The sequence below is a fragment of the Candidatus Enterococcus ikei genome (genome assembly GCF_017316105.1).
GTDB classification, from domain to species: domain Bacteria; phylum Bacillota; class Bacilli; order Lactobacillales; family Enterococcaceae; genus Enterococcus_L; species Enterococcus_L ikei.
This window is the reverse complement of record NZ_JAFLWD010000008.1, coordinates 93,052-117,703: the sequence shown is the minus strand read 5'-3', so window position 1 is coordinate 117,703 and position 24,652 is coordinate 93,052. Positions and strand designations below refer to the sequence as shown.

General features: G+C 36.1%; 22 protein-coding genes, 1 other RNA gene and 1 pseudogene. 5 read left to right on the top strand and 19 right to left on the bottom strand.

Features of this window, described 5'->3' with window-relative positions; all coding sequences use genetic code 11:
- Positions 1 to 84: 84 nt before the first annotated feature.
- The 8 genes from JZO69_RS03730 to JZO69_RS03695 form a co-directional block, all read right to left on the bottom strand.
- Complete coding sequence (locus JZO69_RS03730) at positions 85 to 1,242, bottom strand: MFS transporter (RefSeq protein WP_207111551.1); 1,158 nt, start codon at positions 1,240 to 1,242, stop codon at positions 85 to 87.
- A gap of 43 nt (positions 1,243 to 1,285) precedes the next feature.
- On the bottom strand, positions 1,286 to 1,600 hold the full coding sequence (locus JZO69_RS03725; RefSeq protein ID WP_207111550.1) for a carboxymuconolactone decarboxylase family protein: 315 nt from the start codon (positions 1,598 to 1,600) through the stop codon (positions 1,286 to 1,288).
- A 19-nt stretch (positions 1,601 to 1,619) separates the two neighbouring features.
- Positions 1,620 to 2,036, bottom strand: coding sequence for a cupin domain-containing protein (locus JZO69_RS03720; protein ID WP_207111549.1), 417 nt, complete (start codon positions 2,034 to 2,036; stop codon positions 1,620 to 1,622).
- Positions 2,037 to 2,060: 24 nt separating this feature from the next.
- On the bottom strand, positions 2,061 to 3,044 hold the full coding sequence (locus JZO69_RS03715) for an aldo/keto reductase (protein ID WP_207111548.1): 984 nt from the start codon (positions 3,042 to 3,044) through the stop codon (positions 2,061 to 2,063).
- Between the two features lie 158 nt (positions 3,045 to 3,202).
- Complete coding sequence (locus JZO69_RS03710) at positions 3,203 to 3,982, bottom strand: hypothetical protein (protein WP_207111547.1); 780 nt, start codon at positions 3,980 to 3,982, stop codon at positions 3,203 to 3,205.
- 54 nt (positions 3,983 to 4,036) lie between these two features.
- Entirely contained in the window at positions 4,037 to 4,504 is a 468-nt protein-coding gene (locus JZO69_RS03705) for a MarR family winged helix-turn-helix transcriptional regulator (protein ID WP_207111546.1), read from the bottom strand.
- Positions 4,505 to 4,710: 206 nt separating this feature from the next.
- Entirely contained in the window at positions 4,711 to 5,103 is a 393-nt protein-coding gene (locus JZO69_RS03700; protein WP_207111545.1) for a MerR family transcriptional regulator, read from the bottom strand.
- Positions 5,104 to 5,385: 282 nt separating this feature from the next.
- Positions 5,386 to 6,537 carry a hydroxymethylglutaryl-CoA synthase gene (locus JZO69_RS03695; protein ID WP_207111544.1) on the bottom strand — a complete coding sequence of 384 codons (1,152 nt, stop codon included), beginning with the start codon at positions 6,535 to 6,537 and terminating at the stop codon, positions 5,386 to 5,388.
- Positions 6,538 to 6,722: 185 nt separating this feature from the next.
- Between JZO69_RS03695 and JZO69_RS03690 the strand changes: the two genes are divergently transcribed.
- Complete coding sequence (locus JZO69_RS03690; RefSeq protein ID WP_207111543.1) at positions 6,723 to 9,140, top strand: hydroxymethylglutaryl-CoA reductase, degradative; 2,418 nt, start codon at positions 6,723 to 6,725, stop codon at positions 9,138 to 9,140.
- Positions 9,141 to 9,706: 566 nt separating this feature from the next.
- Here JZO69_RS03690 and rplS read toward each other — a convergent pair.
- From rplS to JZO69_RS03670, 4 genes are all read right to left on the bottom strand, one after another.
- A complete protein-coding gene (rplS, locus tag JZO69_RS03685) occupies positions 9,707 to 10,054 on the bottom strand; it encodes a 50S ribosomal protein L19 (RefSeq protein WP_010761540.1) in 348 nt (115 codons plus the stop codon).
- 144 nt (positions 10,055 to 10,198) lie between these two features.
- The gene (gene trmD, locus JZO69_RS03680; RefSeq protein ID WP_207111542.1) at positions 10,199 to 10,948 is read right to left on the bottom strand and encodes a tRNA (guanosine(37)-N1)-methyltransferase TrmD; all 750 of its coding nucleotides are present in this window, start codon (positions 10,946 to 10,948) and stop codon (positions 10,199 to 10,201) included.
- Entirely contained in the window at positions 10,938 to 11,462 is a 525-nt protein-coding gene (rimM, locus tag JZO69_RS03675) for a ribosome maturation factor RimM (RefSeq protein ID WP_207111541.1), read from the bottom strand. Before rimM ends, trmD begins: the two co-directional genes overlap by 11 nt.
- 119 nt (positions 11,463 to 11,581) lie before the next feature.
- The gene (locus JZO69_RS03670; RefSeq protein WP_207111540.1) at positions 11,582 to 12,949 is read right to left on the bottom strand and encodes an Nramp family divalent metal transporter; all 1,368 of its coding nucleotides are present in this window, start codon (positions 12,947 to 12,949) and stop codon (positions 11,582 to 11,584) included.
- Positions 12,950 to 13,557: 608 nt separating this feature from the next.
- Between JZO69_RS03670 and JZO69_RS03665 the strand changes: the two are divergent.
- Positions 13,558 to 13,947, top strand: a pseudogene (locus JZO69_RS03665) (TVP38/TMEM64 family protein); the annotation flags it as partial.
- Between the two features lie 90 nt (positions 13,948 to 14,037).
- On the top strand, positions 14,038 to 15,840 hold the full coding sequence (locus JZO69_RS03660; protein ID WP_207111538.1) for a glycerophosphoryl diester phosphodiesterase membrane domain-containing protein: 1,803 nt from the start codon (positions 14,038 to 14,040) through the stop codon (positions 15,838 to 15,840).
- A 56-nt stretch (positions 15,841 to 15,896) separates the two neighbouring features.
- Here the strand turns inward: JZO69_RS03660 and nth are convergent, their stop codons facing one another.
- The 7 genes from nth to JZO69_RS03625 all read right to left on the bottom strand — a co-directional run bounded on the left by nth (position 15,897) and on the right by JZO69_RS03625 (position 21,573).
- A complete protein-coding gene (gene nth, locus JZO69_RS03655; RefSeq protein WP_207111537.1) occupies positions 15,897 to 16,544 on the bottom strand; it encodes an endonuclease III in 648 nt (215 codons plus the stop codon).
- Positions 16,545 to 16,555: 11 nt separating this feature from the next.
- Positions 16,556 to 17,272, bottom strand: a complete 717-nt coding sequence (locus JZO69_RS03650) for a DnaD domain protein (RefSeq protein ID WP_207111536.1) — start codon at positions 17,270 to 17,272, stop codon at positions 16,556 to 16,558.
- A 39-nt stretch (positions 17,273 to 17,311) separates the two neighbouring features.
- Positions 17,312 to 18,811, bottom strand: a complete 1,500-nt coding sequence (locus JZO69_RS03645; RefSeq protein ID WP_207111535.1) for a carboxypeptidase M32 — start codon at positions 18,809 to 18,811, stop codon at positions 17,312 to 17,314.
- A gap of 9 nt (positions 18,812 to 18,820) precedes the next feature.
- A complete protein-coding gene (locus JZO69_RS03640) occupies positions 18,821 to 19,984 on the bottom strand; it encodes a THUMP domain-containing class I SAM-dependent RNA methyltransferase (protein WP_207111534.1) in 1,164 nt (387 codons plus the stop codon).
- A gap of 128 nt (positions 19,985 to 20,112) precedes the next feature.
- Positions 20,113 to 20,483, bottom strand: an RNA gene (gene rnpB / locus JZO69_RS03635) — RNase P RNA component class B.
- A gap of 22 nt (positions 20,484 to 20,505) precedes the next feature.
- On the bottom strand, positions 20,506 to 20,937 hold the full coding sequence (gene gpsB, locus JZO69_RS03630; RefSeq protein WP_207111533.1) for a cell division regulator GpsB: 432 nt from the start codon (positions 20,935 to 20,937) through the stop codon (positions 20,506 to 20,508).
- A gap of 96 nt (positions 20,938 to 21,033) precedes the next feature.
- The gene (locus JZO69_RS03625) at positions 21,034 to 21,573 is read right to left on the bottom strand and encodes an SLOG family protein (RefSeq protein WP_207111532.1); all 540 of its coding nucleotides are present in this window, start codon (positions 21,571 to 21,573) and stop codon (positions 21,034 to 21,036) included.
- A 61-nt stretch (positions 21,574 to 21,634) separates the two neighbouring features.
- Here JZO69_RS03625 and recU point away from each other — a divergent pair, with 61 nt between their 5' ends.
- Together recU and JZO69_RS03615 are read left to right on the top strand one after the other, a co-directional pair.
- Entirely contained in the window at positions 21,635 to 22,276 is a 642-nt protein-coding gene (gene recU / locus JZO69_RS03620) for a Holliday junction resolvase RecU (protein WP_207111531.1), read from the top strand.
- Complete coding sequence (locus tag JZO69_RS03615) at positions 22,266 to 24,602, top strand: PBP1A family penicillin-binding protein (RefSeq protein ID WP_207111530.1); 2,337 nt, start codon at positions 22,266 to 22,268, stop codon at positions 24,600 to 24,602. Before recU ends, JZO69_RS03615 begins: the two co-directional genes overlap by 11 nt.
- The last annotated feature ends 50 nt before the right edge of the window (positions 24,603 to 24,652 follow it).

The following is a 24,652-nucleotide window of genomic DNA, read 5'->3' as shown; positions in this document are numbered from 1 at the left end:
TTGTTTACTATCTTAGCAATTTTAATAAAAATTAAGAAGGCAGAGAACGCTATCCAAAAAGAAAAGTAAATACTTCTCACCGCTCTATTTTCTTCCATTGTTTTTAGTTTTTCTTACGCTATTAACCAAAGTACAAACAGATAACAGCATCATAATAATCCCTTCTGCCATAAAAATGTCAGTATTTTCCTTCGAAGGCAGTATATTTCCTAATACAGAAATTGAAATGGGTGCACAAGCTGCGCCAATATTGAAACCGATTAATAGTAAAGATGTACTTTTTTCTGAATCCCCTTTTGTATCTTGATTCACCTCATTAAACAAATACGGGATAAATGTGCGGAAAGAAAAGCCGCACAACATTACAGCGAATGAAATTGACACTAAATTTTGAGAAATGGCAATCATAAACATCGATATACCTAATAGGAAAAAAGCAATCGGTAACGTCCATTTTTTAGTCATCGTAACGATTGATCCAAATAATGCCCCTGCAGTCATTGCACCTAATCCAACTAAGGCGATTAAATTACTACCATCTGTCGCATCGCCAAAACCTTTTTCAAGCAATAACGAGGTGATTTTCACCGTAACCGACATATATATTGTTACAACTATAATCAATAAAGCGATGTAACCATACGTTGATGGCTTGATTTTTTGACTCTTTGCCTCACTATTATGTTCCTCTCCATCTTTAGAAACGTCTGGAACAAACCATGTAAATAGTAATAAAATCGGCAAAGCAAGTAGATACGCCAAAAATGAACCACGCCAATTCATCACCAGCAATTGACCAACTGTAAATGTAATAATCATGCCACCAATTCCTTCAAAGGCGCTTTGAAAACCAATTACAGATGAAAGTTCTTTTCCTTGATACAGTTTTCCAGCTAGAGAAAAGAGTAATGGGTTAAACAAGCCAATTCCGATTCCAAATAATATCCTACTGAAAAAAACAAACCAAAAAGACTGTGTAAATACTGGCATAATTCCTGCGCTTAAAACAATTACAATACCCACTTGGACAGAGCGCTTGTAGCCAAATTTTCTAGCGAACATCTGGCTAAACGGTACTGTTAAGATGATAAATAAAGAAGGTATTGTGGTAATCAATTCAATCAGAGTAGGATTGATAGTAGGATAAGCTACTATCATCGCTGGAATATTCGCAGCAATTGCTCCACCTGACACGACAAGTAATGAAACAGATAATAACGAGAGTTTGGTTATTTTATTCACTGAGTTGTCTCCTTTAAGATACGCAAAAGATAGTTCTTATTTTTTATTCCCCAAAAATTTCTTTTGCTAAGTTAAAAGCTGACCACGCTTTTGGCCAACCTGTATAAAAAGCTAAATGAGTGATCAATTCCACCATTTCTTCTTTGGTCACACCATTTTGTTTTGCCATCTTCATATGTGCTTCTAATTGCGGTACACCTTGGGTCAATAGGCTTGAACAAGTGATCAAACTTCGGTCACGTGGTGAAAGTTGTTCTTCTCTTGCCCAAACCTCTCCAAATAATACATCGTCATTTAATTCTGCAAATTTTGGTGCAAATGCACCTAATTGATCTCTGCCGGCTGTTTGTTTTTTCATTAGGTAGGACTCCCATCTTTTATTCATTTTTTAATTGATCGTATAATTCATCTGAAACAGGTTCTAACCATTCTGGAGTGCCAGCTGTAATTGCTAAATGCTCAAACCAGCTATCTTTTGCCGCACCGTGCCAATGTTTCACACCATCATGCGTAACGACAACATCTCCTGCTGTTAAAAATTGAGCAGGTTTCCCCTCTTCTTGGTACCAGCCTTCACCACCAGTTACTAGTAAAAGTTGAAATCCGTCATGATGGATATGCCAATAATTGCGGCAACCAGGTTCAAAGGTAACATTTCCTACACCCACGTTGACCTCAGGATCTGCAACTAAATTTTTTAAATAGCTTTGACCGATAAAATAGTCTGCATACGCCTGATTTTTTTCACCTATAGGAAAAATCACACCATTTTTTACTTCTTCAAATTTTGCCATTTTAGTTTCCTCCAACTATTATGCTTATTTATGACCAACGATAACATGTGGAACATAAGGTTCTTCCAAAAACTGAACCTCTTCTTCAGTTAAAAGTATATCCAAAGCAGGAATCGCATTCGTTAAATGACTTTCTTTAGTTGCACCAATTATAGGCGCGACAACGGGGGCTTTTTGAAGTAGCCAAGCAAGCGCCACTTGTACGCGTTCAATCCCACGTTTTTCAGCAATTTCAGCGACTCTTTCAACGATGATTCGATCCTGATCAGCTGTCGTATCATATTTTGACATCGCTGTTTTATCCATTTCAAAACGTTTCGTTTGTGCGCTCCAATCACGTGTCAAACGACCTGATGCCAATGGGCTATATGGTGTAACTGCAATTTTTTGATCTTCACACAATGGCAGCATTTCTCTTTCTTCTTCACGATATAATAGATTTAAGTGATTTTGCATGGAAACAAATTTTGTCCAGCCATTTTTATCAGCTACTGCTTGAGCTTTGGCAAACTGCCACGCGAACATCGCAGAAGCACCGATATAACGGACTTTCCCAGATTTTACTACATCATGTAACGCTTCCATGGTCTCTTCGATCGGTGTATTATAATCCCAACGGTGAATGATGTATAAATCCACATAGTCCATGTTTAAACGTTCCAAACTAGCATCAATTTGATGGAAGATTTCTTTTCTAGAGAGTCCTCCACTATTCGGGACATCTTTTTTCATTGTTGTAAATAATTTCGTTGCAACAACGATTTCATCTCGATTTGCATACTCATTCAATGCTTTTCCAAGAATCCGCTCACTTGCACCGTAAGAATAAACATTGGCTGTATCAAAGAAATTTATTCCTAAATCCAGTGCTTTTTTAATCACTTTTTTGCTCTCTTCCTCTTCTAAAACCCACTCATGAAATCCACTATTAGGATCTCCAAAACCCATTGCGCCTAAACAAATTCTTGAAACTTCCATTCCTGTATTACCAAATTTTACGTAGTTCATTTTGTTTCCTCCTTGTTATAAATTCTTTTTATCACTAAATATATTCTATCTCTTAAAGTACACTCTAAGTCAAGCAGTATATTTAATAAAAAAAACTTCTAAAACATGATCCCTCTATAAATGAATAGAAGTACAACATGATCTAGAAATTAATTATTTTAATCGCTTAATATATCCGAAATCCAATGACCAAATTCACACGCTAAATGCAACTGATGCTGCTCAATCATGTAATTTGGCAAAATACTAGGAAATTCAACTAATGCTTTAAAACGAAAGCCATTTTCTTCTTTTTTTACTTGATGACGAACTCCACCAATGATTGTGCCATTTTCCAATCGAGCTGAACCAGCTGCTTGAACCGTGTAACCAGCAGTTAACTTCGACTTTAACCCTGTTTCGTCGCCATAATGGGCAAAGAAATGTGTCGGTAATGGCGCACCACCTGTAACTTCAATGACTTCTTGAATTGTTGGTGTAATACTTTGCAAAACATAATGATCCGGATTAGATCCTAGATTCATAGCTAAATGAACTTGATTATTTTTCATCATGATTTCTGTAATACGTTGCATTACCTCATGAGGTTCTAACTCACTATTTGGAACAACTATTTCAGTAATACTAAATTTTCTCTTGCCTCGTGAAACTCTCGTTGCGATAACCGACCCCATATTTCCAAGTCCAGATCTTTTGTTTAAAAGCTTTCGAAGTTGATCAAGCCCTATATCCATTTTAATTCTTAAAAGTTCTTTTTGCATTGCTTCAACATCTTTTTGCTCGGCCGATTCGTCAAATTGTGAATCATCTGAACTATCCGCAATCTTTTTTAAAAGCCTATGTGCTTTGATTAAACGTTTGTATTCCCACTCAATCACTTTTTCAGCTGGAACAACCATTCCACCTATTTCAAAAGTCATTCTATCTGTTTTGATCATTGGCTTTTCTCCTATTCTAAATCTGACCGTTAAATGATTATCAAATTTATTTTTTTATGTTAATTTTTGCTGATAATCCGTAATGCTTGTAGAAATACGATTTAACATGTTACTTAATGTCTTTATTTCTGTTTCAGTTAGCTCATTCAAATCTTTTATCAAAGAAGAGTAAAGTTCCTCATGAAGTTTTTCATGGTAAAGAAAAATCTGATTTCCTAAATCCGTTAATGTAAAGAAAATTTCTTTCCTGTTCTTTTCATCTTTGTGTTTCATGATTAAACCTAGCTTTTCAAGACGTGGTATTTGTTGTGAAATGGCACCTTTTGTTATACCTAAAATAGTTGCTAACTTCGTGGTATTCATATTTGGGTATCTGCCAATAGCTTCAATTAAATGCACTGCTCCAGTATTTAACCGTATACCATTTGGAAACATAATCGGCAATTTTTGAACATCACTCAATTCATTATTCACCCGAATAAAGCTTTCTAGTAATTGTTGAAAATATTGATTTTCTTCCATGATAAGCTCCTTCCACCAAATATTGTATAGCACTAAACAATGAGAATCAAATAGTTTGATTTAACTATAATTTTACACATTTTTTTCAAAATCGTTATCATAGAAAAAAGGCAACTCTTTTGGAGTCACCTTGGCTATTTAATGACTGAGCAAAGTTTTAAAAAAACTCACACTGCATTACATTGCTATTCTTATCAACTTCACCTCTATCTATTCAAATTAAAATCTCTTAACGCATTTTCAGCCGGAATCATATGCTCATCATAATTAGCTAATTTAAACTCTAACCTTTCAATAGCCACATTTAATTCCGATGCTTTTACTTTCAATTCTGCAATTTGGTCGGCAATGATTTCTTTACGAGCAGGTACAGTTTCATTTCCCACTTGAAACAAGGTCAAATATTCAACCAACGATTCAATTGATAAGCCCGCATTTCTCATTTGTCTACTAAAAACGATCCAATGTAAATCTTCTTCATCAAAATTACGAATCCCGTTGTCACTACGTTTCACAGGTGGAATTAAACCAATTCGTTCATAGTACCTAATCGTATCTGCAGAAACCCCACTTAATTCACTTATCTTCTTTATATTCATGCCTTATTCCTCCTCTGCACATTACTTAACAAGTCTCTTTCTTGTTCATTATAAAACAAGTTTCTTCCCATTTACAAACTTTCTTATTAACTTGAAGTTCACTTAAAGATTTGATTTTGCAACGTTAGTTTTGTGGATTATAAACAACAGCAGACAAAAAAACCATCTAATTTTACTTTAATCAGTAATTAGATGGTCAGCTATACTTGTTATAGCCATGGTATTTTTTGAGTAAATAACAGATGTAAACAAACCACAATCTAGCACAAATACATGCTCAATTTAATCTTCTTTATAGGTTCTCACCGTATTTGAAATAGAAGCTATACTATAAAGCAGTGCATCATCATACTCTTTATCCGCATCCACTTCTAAATGATCATTGAACATTTCTTCATATTCAGTGATCGACAACCCTTTTCGTTCAGCTAATTGTTTTTGATGCAACTCAGTAAGTAATTGGTTTTCAAAGCCACCAACAAGTGTACCGCTAAAAAATTCCGCTACAGTACCGGAACCATAACTAAATAATCCAATTTGCTCTCCTGCCTTTAATTTGGCATTTTCTAACAATGAAATCAGCCCAAGGTACAAAGAACCTGTATATAAATTACCCACTTGTCGACTATAAACAATACTTGCTTCATATTTCGCTAAAATTCGTTCTTGCTCTTCGGGCGCTTCATCTTCTAAAGCTGCTAACAAAGCTTTTTTGCCCATTTTTGTATAAGGTATATGAAAGGTTAACGCATGAAAATCAGCAAATGATTTTTTATGTCTTTGCTGATATTCTTTCCATACTTTTTGAAAAGCCTGAATATACGTTTCATTCGATAATTGGCCATCCACCATTGGATAATCATGTCCAACTGGGCGCCAAAAATCATAAATGTCTTGTGTCAACGCCACACTATCATTGTTCAATTGTAAAATTCTTGGATCAGCGGAAACTAACATAGCAATCGCCCCGACACCTTGCGTTGGTTCGCCACCAGAAGCTAAGCCATATTTAGCGATGTCAGAAGCAACAACTAATACTTTACTTTCTGGATGAATGTTAATGTGCGCCACGGCATACTGTAACGCAGCAGTTCCAGCGTAGCAAGCTTCTTTTATTTCAAATGCGCGTGCAAATGGTTGAATCCCTAACAAACGATGTAACACTACCGCCGACGCCTTGGATTCATCAATACCAGACTCCGTCCCTACGATCACCATATCGATTTGCTTTTTATCTTCATCCGTTAAAATATTTTTTGCAGCATTCGCAGCAAAAGTCACAATATCTTGAGTTTTTTTATTAACGGCCATTTTGTCTTGTCCAATACCGATATGAAATTTATTCGGATCTACCTCTCTTGCTAAAGCTAAATCGGTCATATCCACATAGTATGGTGGGACAAAAAAACTGATTTTATCTATGCCAACGTTCATTTTATATCTCCTTTATTGTTATTCTCAATTCATTACATAGTATAATTTATCATAAGTTCAAGCAAAATAGGTAGAAAAAAGGATCTTTTAAAATTTGTTAAAGAATTTCTGAAGTTTTTTTATTATAATTTATAGAGTATTCTTTTTTCATAAACCATGGTATATTTCATATTGGAGGTGACGTCGTGGAAATCGTAATTATCGACGCCTTAAGAACGCCTATCGGCAAGTATCGAGGACAATTAAATTCATTATCAGCCGTTGAGCTTGGAACGGCGGTTACAAAAGAATTACTTATAAGGAATACAAAAGCAGCAGAACATATAGGACAAGTCATTTTTGGAAATGTATTACAAGCAGGAAATGGGCAAAATCCGGCAAGACAAATTGCATTGAACAGTGGATTAGGCTTTGAAGTCCCCGCTTTTACTGTCAATGAAGTTTGCGGATCTGGTATGAAAGCTATCAGTTTAGCCAAACAATCCATTCAATTAGGGCAAGCTGACGTTATTATAGCTGGCGGAACAGAAAGCATGACGACTGCTCCTGCCATCACATACAAAGAAGAGGACACTTATTCCAAACCTGTGCCAACTATGATGGTAGACGGCTTAACTGATGCATTTAGCGGTAAAGCGATGGGATTAACAGCAGAAAACGTTGCTGAACAGTTTAATATCACACGAGAAATGCAGGATACCTTTGCGGCGCATTCACAGATAAAAGCAGCAAAAGCGCAAGCCGAAGGAAAGTTTGCAAAAGAAATCGTTCCTTTATCTATCAATGGTACTATTTTTGATTACGATGAAGGTGTTAGAAAAGATACAACTATAGAAAAATTAAGCACATTAAAAACAGTTTTCAAAGAAAATGGCTCTGTCACAGCTGGCAATGCCTCAACAATCAATGATGCCGCTTCAGCAATGATACTAGCTTCAAAATCATTCGCAGAAAAACATCAGCTTCCTTATCTTGCTATTATCAAAGATGTTACTGAAATTGGCATTGATCCAAGTATAATGGGCATTTCTCCAATTAAAGCCATTCAAACCTTATTACAACGCAACGATTTGAATGTTGAAGATATTGATTTATTTGAAATCAATGAAGCTTTTGCTGCTTCTTCGATTGTTGTCCAAAATGAATTGAGAATTCCTGACGAAAAACTTAACATTTGGGGTGGCGGTATTAGTTTAGGTCATCCAATTGGTGCTTCTGGGACGCGAATCGTTTCGACTTTAATTAGACAACTTGAAGACACAAATAATCGCTATGGTATCGCTTCACTTTGTGTGGGCGGCGGCTTAGGTCTTGCTATGCTTCTAGAACGGCCTAAACGAACAACAAGGGAAAAAAAGTTTTATCAACTATCCAGAGATGAGCGATTGACCTTCATACAGGAAACAGGAAATCTTTCATTAGAAAACAAAACAGAGTTAGAGAATATGTCTTTGAACGAAGAAATTGCTAATCATTTAATTGAAAACCAAATCAGTGAAATGTCAGTGCCCATGGGGATTGTGACGGACGTTTTAGTAAATGAACAATCATATAATGTCCCTATGGCAACCGAAGAACCTTCTGTTATTGCAGCCTGTAGTAATGGTTCTAAATTGATTCGAAATAACGGCGGCATTCAAAGCCATTTGTCTGAAGGTCTGTTGAGAGGTCAAATCGTCTTTATGAATGTGATTGATCAAACATCTATAAAAGAAAAAATCGAACAATCAACAGATGAAATTTTCATTCAAGCAGAAAAAACTTACCCCTCTATTGTAAAACGTGGTGGCGGTTTAAAAAGAATTCAAGTTCGTCAGTTCTCAGAGGATGATAGTTTCTTGTCAGTAGATTTACTTGTCGATACAAAAGATGCAATGGGTGCTAATATTGTAAATTCTATTTTAGAAGGCGTAGCCGATTTATTCCGCCAATGGTTTGATGAAGAAATTCTTTTTAGCATTTTAAGTAACCTTGCAACAGAATCCTTAGTAACTGCAACTTGTACCCTTTCGTTTGCTAGTTTGAGCAAAACTGGTGATTTAGAATCTGGAAAATTGGTTGCGGAAAAAATTGCAGCAGCTTCACAATTAGCTCAGATAGATTCATATCGCGCAACAACACACAACAAAGGAATCATGAACGGAGTAGATGCTGTAGTTTTAGCTACTGGCAATGATACTCGTGCGGTAGCTGCGGCTGCGCATGCTTTCGCAGTAAAGGGAGAATATCGCGGATTAAGTCAGTGGGAGCTCGTAGATGATGGTTTATACGGAAAAATAGAATTACCTTTAGCTATCGGAACAGTTGGCGGTGCTATTCGTGTATTGCCTAAAGCACAAGCAGCCTTAGAAATATTAAATGTAACGTCTGCTAAAGAATTAGCAGAAGTAATCGCAGCAATCGGTTTAGCACAAAATCTCGCGGCATTACGCGCGTTAGTCTCAGAAGGAATACAACAAGGTCATATGTCCTTACAAGCTCGTTCTTTGGCTATGTCTGTCGGTGCAAAAGGTTCAGAAATTGAAACCGTTGCAGAGAAACTAAAAACTGGTTTGATGAATCAAGAGCAAGCTTTAGCATTTTTATTAGATATAAGACAATAAAGTATTCTCATCTTACTAAAACTGAGGGTATAAATAAACTGAATGGTAGCCTGTTAAAAGTTAATCAGCTACCCATTCAGTTTATTTGTATCCTCTTTTTGTCGTTCGCTTAAGGACTGTAAATTATTGCAACCTTTAACTTTTAAAAATCACTCCAATATATTGATTTTCAATTCTCCTGCTACTTTTATTTTTACAGCTAAATTTTATTTATTTTTATTTGAACCTGTTACAATTATTTTTGAGGTGAGGATCATGGTTTTATCGATAATATTCTTTGTTTTGGGTATTCTCTCATTATTTAAGTACATCACAACAAGAGAAAAACTGTATTTATATATCACTTTGTCTTACTTTGCCTTTTCACTTTTTATAGCTCTTATTTTACATTATCTATTTAGTTATCCATTTTAAGCCTATTGAATGCATTTTTTGATTAAAACCATGGTTTTGACTATAATTTTAGAATTAAAAAGACATGAGCTCAAACGTCAAGTACACTACAGAACGGAAAAAATAAAACCCCTTGATAATCAAGGGGTTCATTGTTAATAAATAACAAGTTTTTAACGACGGATTTCTTTAATACGAGCTGCTTTACCGTGTAATGCACGTAAGTAATAAAGTTTCGCACGACGAACTTTACCATAACGAACTACTTCGATTTGAGCAACACGGGGTGTGTGTAATGGGAATGTACGTTCTACACCAACACCGTTAGAAATTTTACGTACTGTATAAGTTTCGCTGATACCAGCGCCGCGGCGTCCGATAACAACTCCTTCAAATAATTGGATACGTTCGCGCGTTCCTTCGACTACTTTCGCATGTACGCGAACAGTGTCTCCAGGACGAAATGCAGGGATATCCGTACGTAATTGTTCTTGTGTTAATTCTTGAATTAATGGATTCATTCTTTTTTCTCCTCATTCCAAACATTCTTATGGCAACTGCCACAGCGGAATATCGTAATAGTTGAGCGCTTTGCACTCACTGAAATAGTTTAACATAGCTATTGATTGCTGTAAAGGGATTTTTCTTTAAAGATAGTTTATTTCCTATTCCGTTTTTGACTTTTCTTCTTCAATAATCTCAGTAAGGAATTTTTTCATTTCATCATCAAGTTCAAGAGTTTCCAGCATATCAGGGCGTCTTAAATACGTTCTACGTAAAGATTCTTTCAACTGCCATTCTGCAATCAATTTATGATTTCCATTTGTCAAAACCTCTGGCACACTCATTCCCTTAAACTCAGCTGGGCGTGTATATTGCGGATGTTCCAACAATCCTGTTGAATGCGAGTCTGTTTGTGCTGATAGTTTATTCCCTAATACATCAGGAAGTAAACGCACCGTTGCATCGATCATAACCATTGCACCTAATTCTCCGCCAGTCAAAACGTAGTCTCCAAGTGAAACTTCATCCGTAACTAAAGAACGAATACGCTCATCATATCCCTCATAATGACCGCAAATAAAGACTAGATGCTCTTCTTCAGAAAATTCTTCCGCCATTTTTTGATCAAACCGTTTGCCTGCCGGATCCAGTAAAATCACACGTTTTTTGGTTTCTGGCGATGCTTCTTCAATTCTTCGTAAGTTATCATAGATTGGCTGAACTTTTAATAACATTCCTGCTCCACCGCCGTAAGGATAATCATCAACTGACTGATGCTTATTATCAGAATGATCACGGAAATTTGAAACATTGATTTCTAATAAGTTTTTCTCTACAGCTTTTCCAATGATCGATTCTCCCATTGGACCTTCAAACATTCTTGGAAAAAGCGTTAATACATCAATTCTCATCGTCAATCAAACCTTCTGGAATTTCTACACGAACGATGCCTTCTTCTAAATCAATTGACTTAACAACTGATTCGATATAAGGAATCAAGGCATCTTTTTTCTTAGGTCTTTGAACAACCCAGACATCATTTGCACCTGGCGAAAGAATTTCTTTGATCTTGCCAAGTTCTTCACCGTTTTCGTCAATAACAGTCAATCCAATGATTTCGTGATAATAAAATTCGTCGCCTGGTAAATCCTTTAAGTCGTCTTTTGACACCTTTAAAATTCCATCACGGTATTTTTCAACATCATTGATTGAAAAATGATCTTCAAACGTTACAATATCAAAATTTTTATGTTTTCGATGCGTTTTTATCGTTAATTCTATTGGCGCTTTTTTTTCTTGAAATAATGTCAAAACTGAGCCTTTTTTATATCGAAGCTCTGGAAAATCTGTTTGCGAAATTATTCTTACTTCGCCTTTTAAGCCTTGGGTATTGACGATTTTCCCAACATTTAAATATTCAGTCACTTAAAACCCTCATTTCAAAATTTTAGTCTTTTTCATTCTACCATTTCTATAGTCTGAATTCTATTATATATACGCAAAAAGAAAGCGATTCTTCGCTGAATCACTTTCTTTTAACATGTTTAAGCATTAACACCTGTTAAAGTTCCATAAATCAAGAACAAATTCAATGCAGTCAATACAATCGCAATGACCCAAGCAAGAATTTTTACCCACATAGGATTAGCAAACATACCCATGATTTTTTTATCACTCGTATACATCGTCAACGGGATGATAGATATTGGCAAAGCAATACTTAAGAATACTTGGGTATATAATAACAAATCTTCGACAGCCGATTCTCTACCGCCATAAAGAATCACACATATGATTACTGGCACGATCGCAATCAAACGTGTCACGACTCTACGCATCCACAGTGGCATTTTCAAGTGAATGAAACCTTCCATAACAATTTGACCTGAAAGTGTTCCAGTGATCGTTGAGTTTTGTCCAGAAGCAAGTAACGCAATCGCAAATAAAATACTCAAAACTGGGCTAGCTATATTTCCTACAATATCAGGATTTTTTAATGCATCGAATAAGTCCACAAACTTCCCTAAATCACTATTTGTTCCATAAAATAACGCACCACCTAAGATCAATAACAAACAATTAACAATGAATGCAACCGTCAATTGAATATTTGAATCCCAGATCGTAAACCGAATTGCCTTTGCCTTCTCTTTATCGTCATTACGATCAAATTTTCTTGCTTGAGCGATTGAAGAATGCAAATATAAATTATGAGGCATAACTGTTGCTCCAACAATTCCTAATGCTAAAAATAGCATCGATTTGTCACTGGCAATTCTTGTATCTGGAATAAATCCACGAAGTACTTCACCTATATTTGGATCAGCAAGCGCTACTTCATAAGCAAAAACAAAAAAGATAACCGCAATCAAACAAGCTACAATAGCTTCAATTTTTCTAAAACCTAATTTCGTTAATAATAACAATAATAATACATCAAACGTCGTAATCAACACGCCAATCAGCAATGGAAATCCGAATAATAATTGTAATGCCACAGCCCCACCGATTACCTCAGCAATATCCGTTGCCATAATCGCTAGTTCTGTAATGATCCATAAAACAAACCCTGTTTTTTTGCTTGTATGTTCTCTGGTTGCTTGAGCTAAATCTCTTCCTGTAACAATGCCTAATTTGGCTGCCATGCTTTGAAGCAGCATAGCAATCAAGCTTGATAATAAGATGACACTCAATAATGCATATTTATATTCTGCACCACCAGCAATTGATGTAATCCAATTCCCAGGGTCCATATAACCAACGGCCACTAAGGCTCCTGGACCACTATAGGCCATTAATGTTCGCCAAAAACTGGCGTTTTTCGGAACATCAACGGTGTTGTTGATTTCCTCAAGACTAGGACCGTTTGCGTAGTCCAATAACTTTTCTGCTTCATTTTTCTTTTCTTTCATGTATATCCTTCTTCCAACTATAAAGTATCAGGTTTATATTATTATATTTTTAGGCACCCCATAATCCTTAAAACAATTATAATCCTCTCATTGTTTCTTGTAAATAGGAACACTCAGTTATTTTTTTATTTAGGTCTAAAGTTGGATGTTTTTGCTGCTTGTTCTTTGTATAATTATCGTAATAAGTCGTTTCTTACAACTTTGTTCGTGAAAATTGATAAATAACAATGGTAAAATAATAAGAAGACTTTTATAATAGAATTAGTTACTTTATCTAGTTTTATGGCTAGTCTCTAGGAAAAATGATGACCTATTGTTCGTGACCAATAACCGCACAAATCTATTTTTCTACGAGTATGAACGAACCCGCTACGCTTTTAAATTAAGGAGATGATAAAATGAGCATCGCGCTTTCAAGAAAAATTATTAACTGCATTTCTATCGTTGGAATTATAGCCACGATTGCTGTGACGATTTACTTTATACGATTAGGTGTATTTAAAGATGTAGACGCTTTGAGAGGATTAGTCGGTGACTCAGTGATCTTAGGTCCTATCCTATTTATGCTGATACAAATTATTCAAGTGGTGATTCCAATCATACCAGGCGGTATCAGTTGTGCTGCAGGTGTTTTGATATTTGGTCCTTTTGCAGGATTTATCTATAATTATGTTGGTATTGCAATCGGTTCTGTAATTATTTTCTTGTTAGGACGACAATATGGTAAACCTTTTATTCTAAGTTTAGTTAGTGATAAAACCTATAACAAATATATTGGCTGGCTAGATAATGAGAAACGCTTCGAACGTCTTTTTGCATTAGCAATTTTTCTTCCAATCGCTCCTGATGATGCGCTTTGCTTAATGGCTGGATTAACGAAAATGTCTATAAAGAAATTTACATTGATCATTATTTTAGCCAAACCTGTTTCAATTTTCTTATATAGCTTAGCACTAATATACGGTGGTACATTCTTAAACGGTTTATTAGGTTTTTAGCATTTTAAATTATATAATAGAAACTTGCAGGATAGGATGCAACAGTATCCTATCTTCTTTTATTTTAGTTTTATAAGGGTGGATTAAATAATGAAATACTTAAAAAATAGTTTTAAAAATATGATTGATTTTTTTGCAGGTACGTCTGCTTACTTTCGTGATGTTTTATTGATGCATGGGTTTATGCTTTTTATTTTACTCCCTCTATTAGCTAGTTCAACACGCTTTATTTTAAGGCAAGGGAAAATCGAGTATCTGTCTTATGATACGATTCCAATCATCTTTTCAAAACATCCCGGCGTGCTTATTGCGTTGATTCTTGTATTGTTGACGATCGTAATTGCTGTCTTTTTTGAATTTACATTTTTACTTTTGAGTATCTTTTTTATAAAGAAAAAAGAACCGATCTCTTTGACGAATTTACTTAGAGGAACAATTCTTCAACTGAAAAAAATTCGCTTTAGTACCATTCTTTTTTTCCTATTTTACTTTTTCTTAGTCTTACCACTTAGTGGTTTAGGATTCAATTCAGATTTGTTGGCAAAAATAAAAATCCCCGCATTTATTATGGATTTCATCTTTGCAAATCGAGTGACGATTATTGGTTTAGTTGTTTTAGGATATTTAATTTTCTTTTATCTATCTATTCGCTTGATTTTTGCACTCCCTGAAATGATATTAAGAGATGTTCCTTTTCGCCAAGCTGTTAAAGAAAGTTGGCGCTCTACCAAAAATCATTTCTTTAGGATTCTTGGGCAGTTTATCGTAATTGGCGGCAGTATTATTCTTGTTTTTATTCTTAGTTATACAATCATATTAAGTGCTCAAGCCATTATTGAGACAGCTTTACCAAGTTACGCTTTAGTCAGTGCAGTCATTGCCATGACGTTATTACAATTTATTTTACTTCTTAATATTGTTTTTTCTACGGTGGGAATTTTTTATATTACGATCGATTATATGGATGATGAAGGATTTTTACCCGATTTACCCCAATGGTTTTTCGATCAGCCAAAACAACAAAAAAAAGAATGGACTGCTTTGAAAATTGGATTATTTGCATTTACTGCAGCGCTCTTTGGTATCGGTGTAGGGACTTACAATACCAATTACTTAAGCAATCCTTCTGTCACAGAACCGTTAACGATTTCTCACAGAGGAGTTGACTCAGCAAACGGTGTTCAAAATACACTTCCTGCTCTTGAAAAAACTAGTATGGAACATCCAACTTATGTAGAGATGGATATACAAGAAACCAAAGATAAACAATTCGTGGTTATGCACGATTTCAATTTGAAAAAACTTACAGGTGTAGATAAAAGACCAAACCAACTAACACTAGCTGAGCTGACTAAATTAGCCGCTAAAGAAAACGGGCTGGAAGCTAAAGTTTGTTCTTTTGATGACTATCTTGCTAAAGCGAAAGAATTACAGCAAAAATTATTGATTGAGATCAAAACAACGCCGCAAGATAGCTCTGACTTGGTTGAACGTTTTACTGAGAAATATCGTGATGTTATTTTATCGGAAAAACATATTCTTCACACGTTGACCTTTAATACGGCCACTCAATTAAAAGAACAAGAGCCAAAGTTTTACGTGGGGTACATCCTTCCCTTTAATATTGTGGGACCGCCGGTTGCAAATGTAGATTTCTTTACAATGGAATATACAACCTTAAATCGAAATTTCATCAACGCAGCGCATAATGATGGAAAAAAAGTCTATGCTTGGACTGTCAATGATGAAGATACGATGACTCGTATGATGTTTTACGGTGTAGATGGTATTGTTACAGATGAACTAGAGTTACTTAATGAAACGATCAAAACTGATTTAGATGAACTCACCTACTCTGATAAACTATTTCATTTCGTTATCGGGATTGGTTAAAATAGTGTAAACAAATAGAGTGACGTATAAACATTATCTGTTTTACGTCACTCTATTTATTTTGCGTTCATTCGTGTTTTACCTTCTTGGCACATATACAGAAGCGGACAAATATCACATTTTGGATTCCTTGCTAAGCAATGATACCGCCCGAAAAAAATCATCGTATGATGAGTTTTTACCCATAATTCTTTAGGGATTTTTCTCATTAAAGTCTGTTCGACTTCCATTACATTGGCATCTAACTTACAAATGCGTAAACGTTTCGAGACTCGTTCAACATGAGTATCAACCGCAATTGCGGGTTCACCAAAAGCATCACCCATCACCACATTAGCCGTTTTACGACCAACACCTGGTAAAGAAACTAGTTCTTCACGAGTTTCAGGAACATTTCCGTCAAAATGATCTAGTAATTGTTCAGCACAGGCCTTAATATTCTTTGCCTTATTTCGATACAAACCAATCGTTTTGATTTTTTGAATGATATCATCTATCGGTGCGTTTGCAAGTGCCTCAGGCGTTGGATATGCTGCAAATAACGCAGGTGTTGCTTTATTCACAGAAACATCCGTTGCTTGGGCGCTTAAAATAACCGCAATCAATAATTGAAAAGGACTTTTATGAGTAAGTTCGCACGCAGCATCTGGGAACATCTCATACATGATTTCTATCGCTTCCATTGTTTTCTCTTTGGAAAGCATCTACCTACCCCCTACTCACTATCTTCTGGATTAAGCCAATTGTGTAGAGTAACTTTGGGAATCGGCTCATTTGTACTACCATGTTGCTCGATTTCTTTTTGGATCAGTGCTTGTTTTCGACGTTTTTGATCTTCTGCTACTTGCTCTTTGGTCGTGATGTTTTTACGTTCCCATGCAAGTAGGATTCGATCGATATATTTCAAGCTATATGCCTGGTTCAGCACCGCTTCTCTTAATGCCAAACGAATAAGTTCGGGCTGATAGTGGTCTGTTTCTAACCATTGACCGATCATCTCCAATTCAATTGGCGATAATTGACGCCCAAACTCTTTTTCAAACCCTTGATAAAGCTGTTTAATTGTTTCTTCTGACGTCACTTCTTTTTGTTTGTCTGCCTGTTTTTGCTGTAAAAGGGCAATTTTTTCAAAAATCGGCAATAAATCATACGTATCCATCATTTGACCTTGTTCATTTTGTTTTGTTTCAATGCTTAAAAAGCCACGAGAAACAAGTTGATTCAACAACCTATAAATAACATCCATTGGTTTTCCCAAGATTTGACTGAATTCAGCTAGATCTGGAAACAAATCTCCTTTGGCTTGTGAGCGATACAATTGCAGCCAAAATAAAAATTCTTCATCGGTTAAACCAATCTTCTGATAGTTCTCGATCACTAAGTTGGAGACAGTTGTTTCACCAGCTTTTAGATATTCATTGATTGATAACATAACTGCTTCCTGCTTTCTGTTGCTAAATATATATAAACATTATTTGTTGATTTTGTACACATCATAGTAAACTGACCTCATATAATCGATCAAGTATTGCGGATTTAACGATTCCCCTGTTGCATCCAAAATCAACTGATTTGGTTTTCTTGAGGCTCCGTATTGATGAATGTGCTCTGTTAACCAATTTTTGATTAAAGAGTAGTCGTCGCTAGCCAGAAGAGCATCGACATCTACTTCTTTTTTCATCGCGTGAAGTAATTGAGCGGCATACATATAACCTAAAGCGTAGGAAGGAAAATAACCAAAACTCCCCCCAGACCAATGAACATCCTGCACGATTCCTTCTAAATCATTCTGCGGACGAATCCCTAAATATTCTTCATACTTATCATTCCAAATTTCAGGTAGATCATCAACCGAAATATCCTCATTAAAAATCATTTTTTCAATTTCATAACGGATGATGATATGAAGTGGATACGTTAAACTATCTGCTTCGATCCGAACTAAACTCGCTTTTGTTTCTTTCAAAGAATCATAGAAAGTATCAAAATCAATATCATCAAATGTCCCTTCAGTACATTCTTTAAAAAATGGAAATTGTTTAGTCCAAAATTGTTTATTACTGCCTATAATAATTTCATTAAATAACGATTGAGACTCATGGATTCCCATAGAAGTCCCAGTTGAAAGTGGCGTGTAATCATATTTTGGATCAATACTTTGTTCATAAATTCCATGACCGGCTTCATGAATAACCCCAAAAGTCGCCATTGAAAAATTATGTTCATCCCAACGTGTAGTGATTCGTCCATCATTACGATTTAAAGCCAACATAAACGGATGAACTGTATCATCTAAACGTCCACGAGTAAAATCATAACCTAACTGTTCTGCAACACCTACCACAAAGGTTCTTTGTTGCTCTTTAGTAACTCGTCTGGATAAGAAATCTGTACGCGGAGCAGTCCCTTTTTCGGCAATCGTTGCTCTAATTTCCATGATTCCATTTTTTAATTGATTAAAAATCTGATCTAATTTTTCAACACTTAGGCCAGGTTCATATTGATTTAGCAAGACATCATAATTTGTTGCTTCATCTTTTTTCCAATATGGAATAAATTCCTTTAAAAAATCAATGATTGTTTGAATTTCGCTTTTCATTTCAGCAAAATCTTTAGACTTTCTAGCTTGTAACCAAGCCGTATGTGCATTCGTTAAGGCTGTATTATATGCTTGCATCCGTTCAGCTGGAATACTGTGGTTTAACTCATATTCTTCTTTGACTTTTTTGTATACAGACAAACCAACTTCTGACAATTCATCAGAGTGCGTATCAAAATAAGCTAACGCTTCTTCTACTTTTGGTCCAACACTGCGTTCAAATGCCATCCCTGATAAATAACCAACAGCTTCTCCTCTAAATCCACTGCTAGCTTCTGGCATGCCTGTTTGGCTATCCCATTCCAGTAAACCTAAAGCTTCGTTTATTAACTGAATTTCCTTGATTTCTTGTAAAAATTCTTGTTCTTTCATAACATTCACCTACTCTTCTCTTGGCTTTCTCGGTGGTCTTTCTCCCCAATATTGGAACAAATCAGTACGCAACGCACCATTATACAGTTTTCTTTTCTTGGTAGCTCTTGCGCCATAATATTGCTCAAAGGTTAAATCACTCGTTAAAATATACTTACTCCATGTTTTGAGCGGACGGAAAACTTCGCCCATCTCTTTGTAGAGTTTACGTACAGACTCTTCCTCACCTAAACGTTCTCCATACGGCGGATTCGCAACCATTACGCCATATTCTTTTTCTGTTGTAAAATCACGCAAAGCCAATTGTTTAAATGTGATAGAATCACCTAAACCAATTTCTTCCGCATTTGCTTTGGCGATTTCAATCATTTTTCCATTGATATCTGATCCCATAATATCTAACTCGATATCATAATCTGCTTTTTCATCTGCTTCTTTACGAACTTTTTCAAAGACCGCTGAGTCAAACCAATCCCAAGTTTCACAAACAAACTCACGGTTAAATCCTGGTGCAATATTGTGTCCGATCAACGCTGCTTCTATACAGATCGTACCTGATCCGCAAACAGGATCAAAGAAAGGACGGTCTTTACGCCAATTCGTTAATGTCACTAATGCTGCAGCCATATTTTCTTTCAACGGAGCTCCACCTTTTTCAATTCGGTAGCCACGTTTAAATAAACTTGGACCTGTCGTATCAAGAGTTACCGTCACGTGATCTTTTAAAAGAGCAACTTCTAATTGAAAAAATGCGCCTGTTTCAGCTAAAGGAACTGTTGCCGGACGATGATACACTTCTCTTAAGCGGTTAACGATCGCTTTTTTAGTGATCGATTGACAATCAGGTGTGCTGTATAATTTTGATTTGATTGATTTTCCAGCTACAGGAAATTCTGCATCCATCGGTAAATAATCTTCCCATGGCAAAGCTTTCACTTTTTCAAATAATTCATCAAAGCTAAATGCATCAAATTCGCCAACAATAATTTTAATACGGTCAGCTGTACGCAACCATAAGTTTGTCGTAGCGATTGTTTCCATCGTGCCTTCGAAAAGAGCCTTACCATTTTCGACTTCACATGGAATCCCTAAATCACGAAGTTCTTTTCCTACTAAAGCTTCTAAGCCACTCGCTGCAGTTGCAACCAGTTTAAATGTTTTTTCTTTTGTCATTATATCTCCTCTTGTTCTTATTATTGTTAAGAACTGTTCATTACTCTATCTATACTAAAATGTTTATCTCTTACTTTAAAAAAAGCCTTCACAACAAAGTTGGAAGGTCATCCTGAATACTTGTAATTTTCTGTAAGCCATGTTCTGTATCGAATGCCTCTCAGGGAAAGACACTCGACGGTCATCATCTATCTGCAGAAATTAATCTGCCTCTTCTACTCGTTCATTTCCTTTAGAAGAGCGCCCCTACCATTGTTTGAGTTGCTCGCTCGAGGGGTTTACCGCGTTCCACCAATTCCGTTTCCAAAATTGCTTCGTCACTGTGGCACTTTCAAGGGTACTTTGACATAGCCGAAACCTTAGTCATTTTTCCTGCCGTTACTTTTTCAAGCACCTTAGCTTATGATTTCGCTAAGCACGAACACTACAGACATCTCAGTCTGTGCGAGCATGGACTTTCCTCAGCCTGAATAAATTCAAACCGCGATCACCCGAAAATTACAATATTTTGATTCAATCAATTAAAATTGACGTGTTTCTGAGTTATCTACTTCACGTTCATAAGGATTGTGTAAATTGCTTTCATACGGATTAGAATGACTCATGCCAGAAATTGGATTTGAAGCAGGAGTATCATCTAATTTTTTGCCGAATACTTCACGTTCTAAATTAGATAAACGTTTTAGAATGTCGAAGTTTGTTACAGCAGCACTCTTAGGCATTTCTTGACTACTGCGAGTCGGCATTGCTTGTTGTACTTTGGATGCTTGATCCACTTTAGCTAGTAAACGATTATTTTCTTCTTGCAACGTTAAAATTTCTTTGTTATACGCTTCATAATCTTTGATTACGTTATCTAAAAATTCATCAACTTCAACTGGATCATACCCGCGCATTTTTGTTTTAAATTCTTTTTGTAAAATATCTTTTGGACTGTATACTAAATTTGCCATACTTACACCTCTTTATTTTCTTTGATTAGGATAAAAGTTCATAGTTCAACAGCATTATTGTATCGGAAAATCGTCAGAAAATCAAACAGATTATCACTATTCCATCGAGTTTTGTAAATCATCCATTGTTATCATGCGGATTTCGTAAGGAAATTTTTCTGAAAAATGTTCCGCATCCTTTAAGAAATACTCTGTTTTACCGGGGTATTCCTTGTCATAAACTAATAAACTTGCACCAGTATGTTCTAATAAAAAACGCGTATGCATTTTTAATTGTGCTGGCGATTTATAAGGCTGATGACTTACCGAATCAACAAAATCTGCTAAAATCTCAATTTTTTCTAAATTTCCACGATTTTTTTCATTCCAATTACTACCAAATTCTTTAAAAGGATAAATAATGCCCAGCTTTAGTTCTGGATAATCATTTTTCAATTCCCCTACAACTTCTGCTGCCCAAATCTCTGTTCCAAGATTGCCGGAAACCAAAACCCACTCCAATCCAGTGTCTAAATAGCCCATAATTTCCTTTTTTAATACATTTTTAATAACTGTAATTTTAGGGTCATTGTCTTGAAAAGCCCCGATTTCAAAGCTTTTATAACCAGTCACATAAAGTGTTTTTACGTTTTCCATAGACATTCCTTTTCTTTCATAAAGATTTTTTGTTATAATATTGGCTAGGAGTGTGATAGAAATGGCTTTTCATTATCCTAATGGTACTCCCTATAACAATCATGAAGCACCGAAATCAAAAAAACAAGTAAAAAACCAAAAATCAGTTCAATTTGGTAAACGAGGAATGGACTTTGAAGAAGAGCTCAATAAAAGCAATGCGTATTATTTAACCCATAATACAGCAGTCATTCACAAAAAGCCCACCCCCGTTCAAATTGTAAAAGTTGATTACCCCAGCCGTAGCGCTGCTGTGATCAAAGAAGCTTATTTTAGACAAGCCTCCACAACTGATTATAATGGTGTCTACAATGGATATTATCTGGACTTTGAAGCAAAGGAAACCAAGAATAAAACATCTTTTCCTTTTAAAAACTTTCATCAACACCAGATCGAACATATCCAGCAATGTTTGGCACAAAAAGGGATTTGCTTCGTTCTAATGTGGTTCTCTTCATTGAATAGATGTTTCTTTTTTAGCGGAGAAAATTTAATAACCTATTGGTCAGAACAAGAAATCACTGGAAAAAAATCGTTGCCTTTATCTATTATTGAAAAAAATGGAATAGAGATCCAAATTGGAATTGCACCTAGAGTTCCATTTTTGGACGCAGTCGAGCAACATATTCAATCAAACAAAGGAGTTGCGATTAATGACAACTGATGAAATAGGATCACGTGCTGCGAGACACGGACATACACCTACTTCCAACACCACTGAAAACACACCTTCCAACGGCGGAAAAAAACCAAAGAAAAAGCGAATCCTTCTAAAAATCTTTCTAGGATTAGTTCTTCTTGGCATTCTTGGTTTACTTGCTGGCTTAGGTCTCTTCTGGTCTTATGCTAAAGAGGCGCCAAAACTGGACGATGACATGCTAAATGCAACAGTTTCATCAAAACTTTATGATGCAAATAATGAGGTTTTTGAAGAATTAGGTGCAGAAAAACGTGAAATGATCAAACCAACTGATGTTCCGCAATTATTAAAAGATGCGGTTGTGTCAGTTGAGGACAAACGTTTTTATAAGCATAGCGGTGTTGATCCAATCCGTATTTTAGGATCTGCTTTTTCAAACTTTAAAAATGGCGGTCTTCAAGGCGGTAGCACACTGACCCAACAGTTAATTAAACTTTCCTACTTTTCAACAAAAGAAAAAGATCAAAATCTTAAACGGAAAGCCCAAGAAGCATGGCTTGCGATGCAACTAGAAAAAGAAAAATCAAAAGAAGAAATTCTAACGTATTACATCAATAAAGTTTATATGGCAAATGGCCTGTACGGTATGGAAACAGCTGCTCAAAATTATTATGGCAAACCGTTAGCAGAACTGTCCCTTCCACAAACAGCTTTACTAGCCGGAATGCCGCAAGCACCAAATGATTATGATCCATATGTAAAACCAGAGATAGCTAAAGAACGTCGAGATGTTGTTTTATTTACAATGAAAGAAAACGAGAAAATCACACAAAAAGAATACGATGATGCTAAGGCAACACCAATTGATGACGGTTTACAACCTTTAAAACAATCGAATGAAAACCGTAAAATCGTTGATAACTATATCAGAGAAGTTATTGCTGAGGTAGAAGGTATGGGTAAAAATCCCTACACAGATGGTTTAGAAATTCACACAAACCTTGATATGAATGCGCAAAAACGACTTTACGATATTGTTAACAGTGACACTTATGTTAAATACCCTGATCAAGATTTTCAAGTTGCTTCAACAGTGATCGATGTCAAAACTGGTCAAGTCAAAGCCCAAATCGGCGGTCGAAATATTCCTGATGATGTCCAATTAGGAACGAATCTGGCAATCGAAACTGACCGTGATGTCGGATCAACAATGAAACCAATCGCGGACTATGGCCCTGCCATTGAAAACTTGAACTATTCGACAGGTCGAACAATGTACGATAAACCAACAAATTACGAAGGAACTACAATTCCTGTTACAAATGCTGATATGCAATATTATGGTGCTTTGACAATGCGTAAAGCTATCATGTTTTCTCGTAATACAACAGCGATTCAAACATTCGATGCTGTTGGTAGCGATAAATCTGCTGAATTTCTTAAAAACTTAGGAATTGAATTTAAACAGATCGTTGCCGCTAATGCAATATCAAGTAATACAAATGAGTTAGGCGGAAATAAATATGGTGTTTCTTCCTTAAAACTTGCCGCAGCTTACGCCTCATTTGCGAATATGGGCGTTTACAACAAACCTTATTATGTCAATAAAGTCGTCTACCAAGATGGTTCAGAAGATGTAACTGAAACAGAAAGTAAACGTGCTATGAAAGATTCGACTGCTTATATGATGACCGATATGCTCAAAGATGTTATCTCCGGCGGTACAGCCTTTAATGCAGAGGTTCCTGGATTGATCCAAGCCGGAAAAACCGGAACAGCGAACTATACTGCCGAAGATCTTGCAAAGATAGGCGCCTCTGAATCAGCCAGTATTGCGCCTGACAGCACTTTTGTTGGTTATACACCTCATTATGCAGTTTCTGTCTGGACAGGCTATAAACAACGTTTAACCCCTATTCCATACGAATATTGGGGAACAGCATCTGATGTGTATAGAGAAATGATGAGTTATCTATCAGAAGGAGTCTCTAATGATGACTGGACCATGCCTGACACGGTTATACGTTCTGGTAGTGAATTGTATGTCAAAGGAGCCTATGAAGAACAATTAGTGCCATCAAATACTAGCTACGAAAGTTCTTCGACTAGTGAAAGTTCAGTAAATTCGGAACCAGCTTCAAGCAGCTCTATAGTTCCTTCACAAACAGAACCACCAGTAAGTCAGTCAAGCGAGACACCCGTTTCGTCTACTCAACAAACAGAACCACAGATTTCAACAGCGCCATCTGAAGTCTTACCAAGCAGTGAGCCTACGTTGCCGTCAACCACTCCGACAACGCCTCCTGTGCAAAATAACGCAGCCAGAAGACGATCATCATCTTCCGGCTGACACATATAAAATAAAAGGTACGATGTCTAATTAACGACAACGTACCTTTT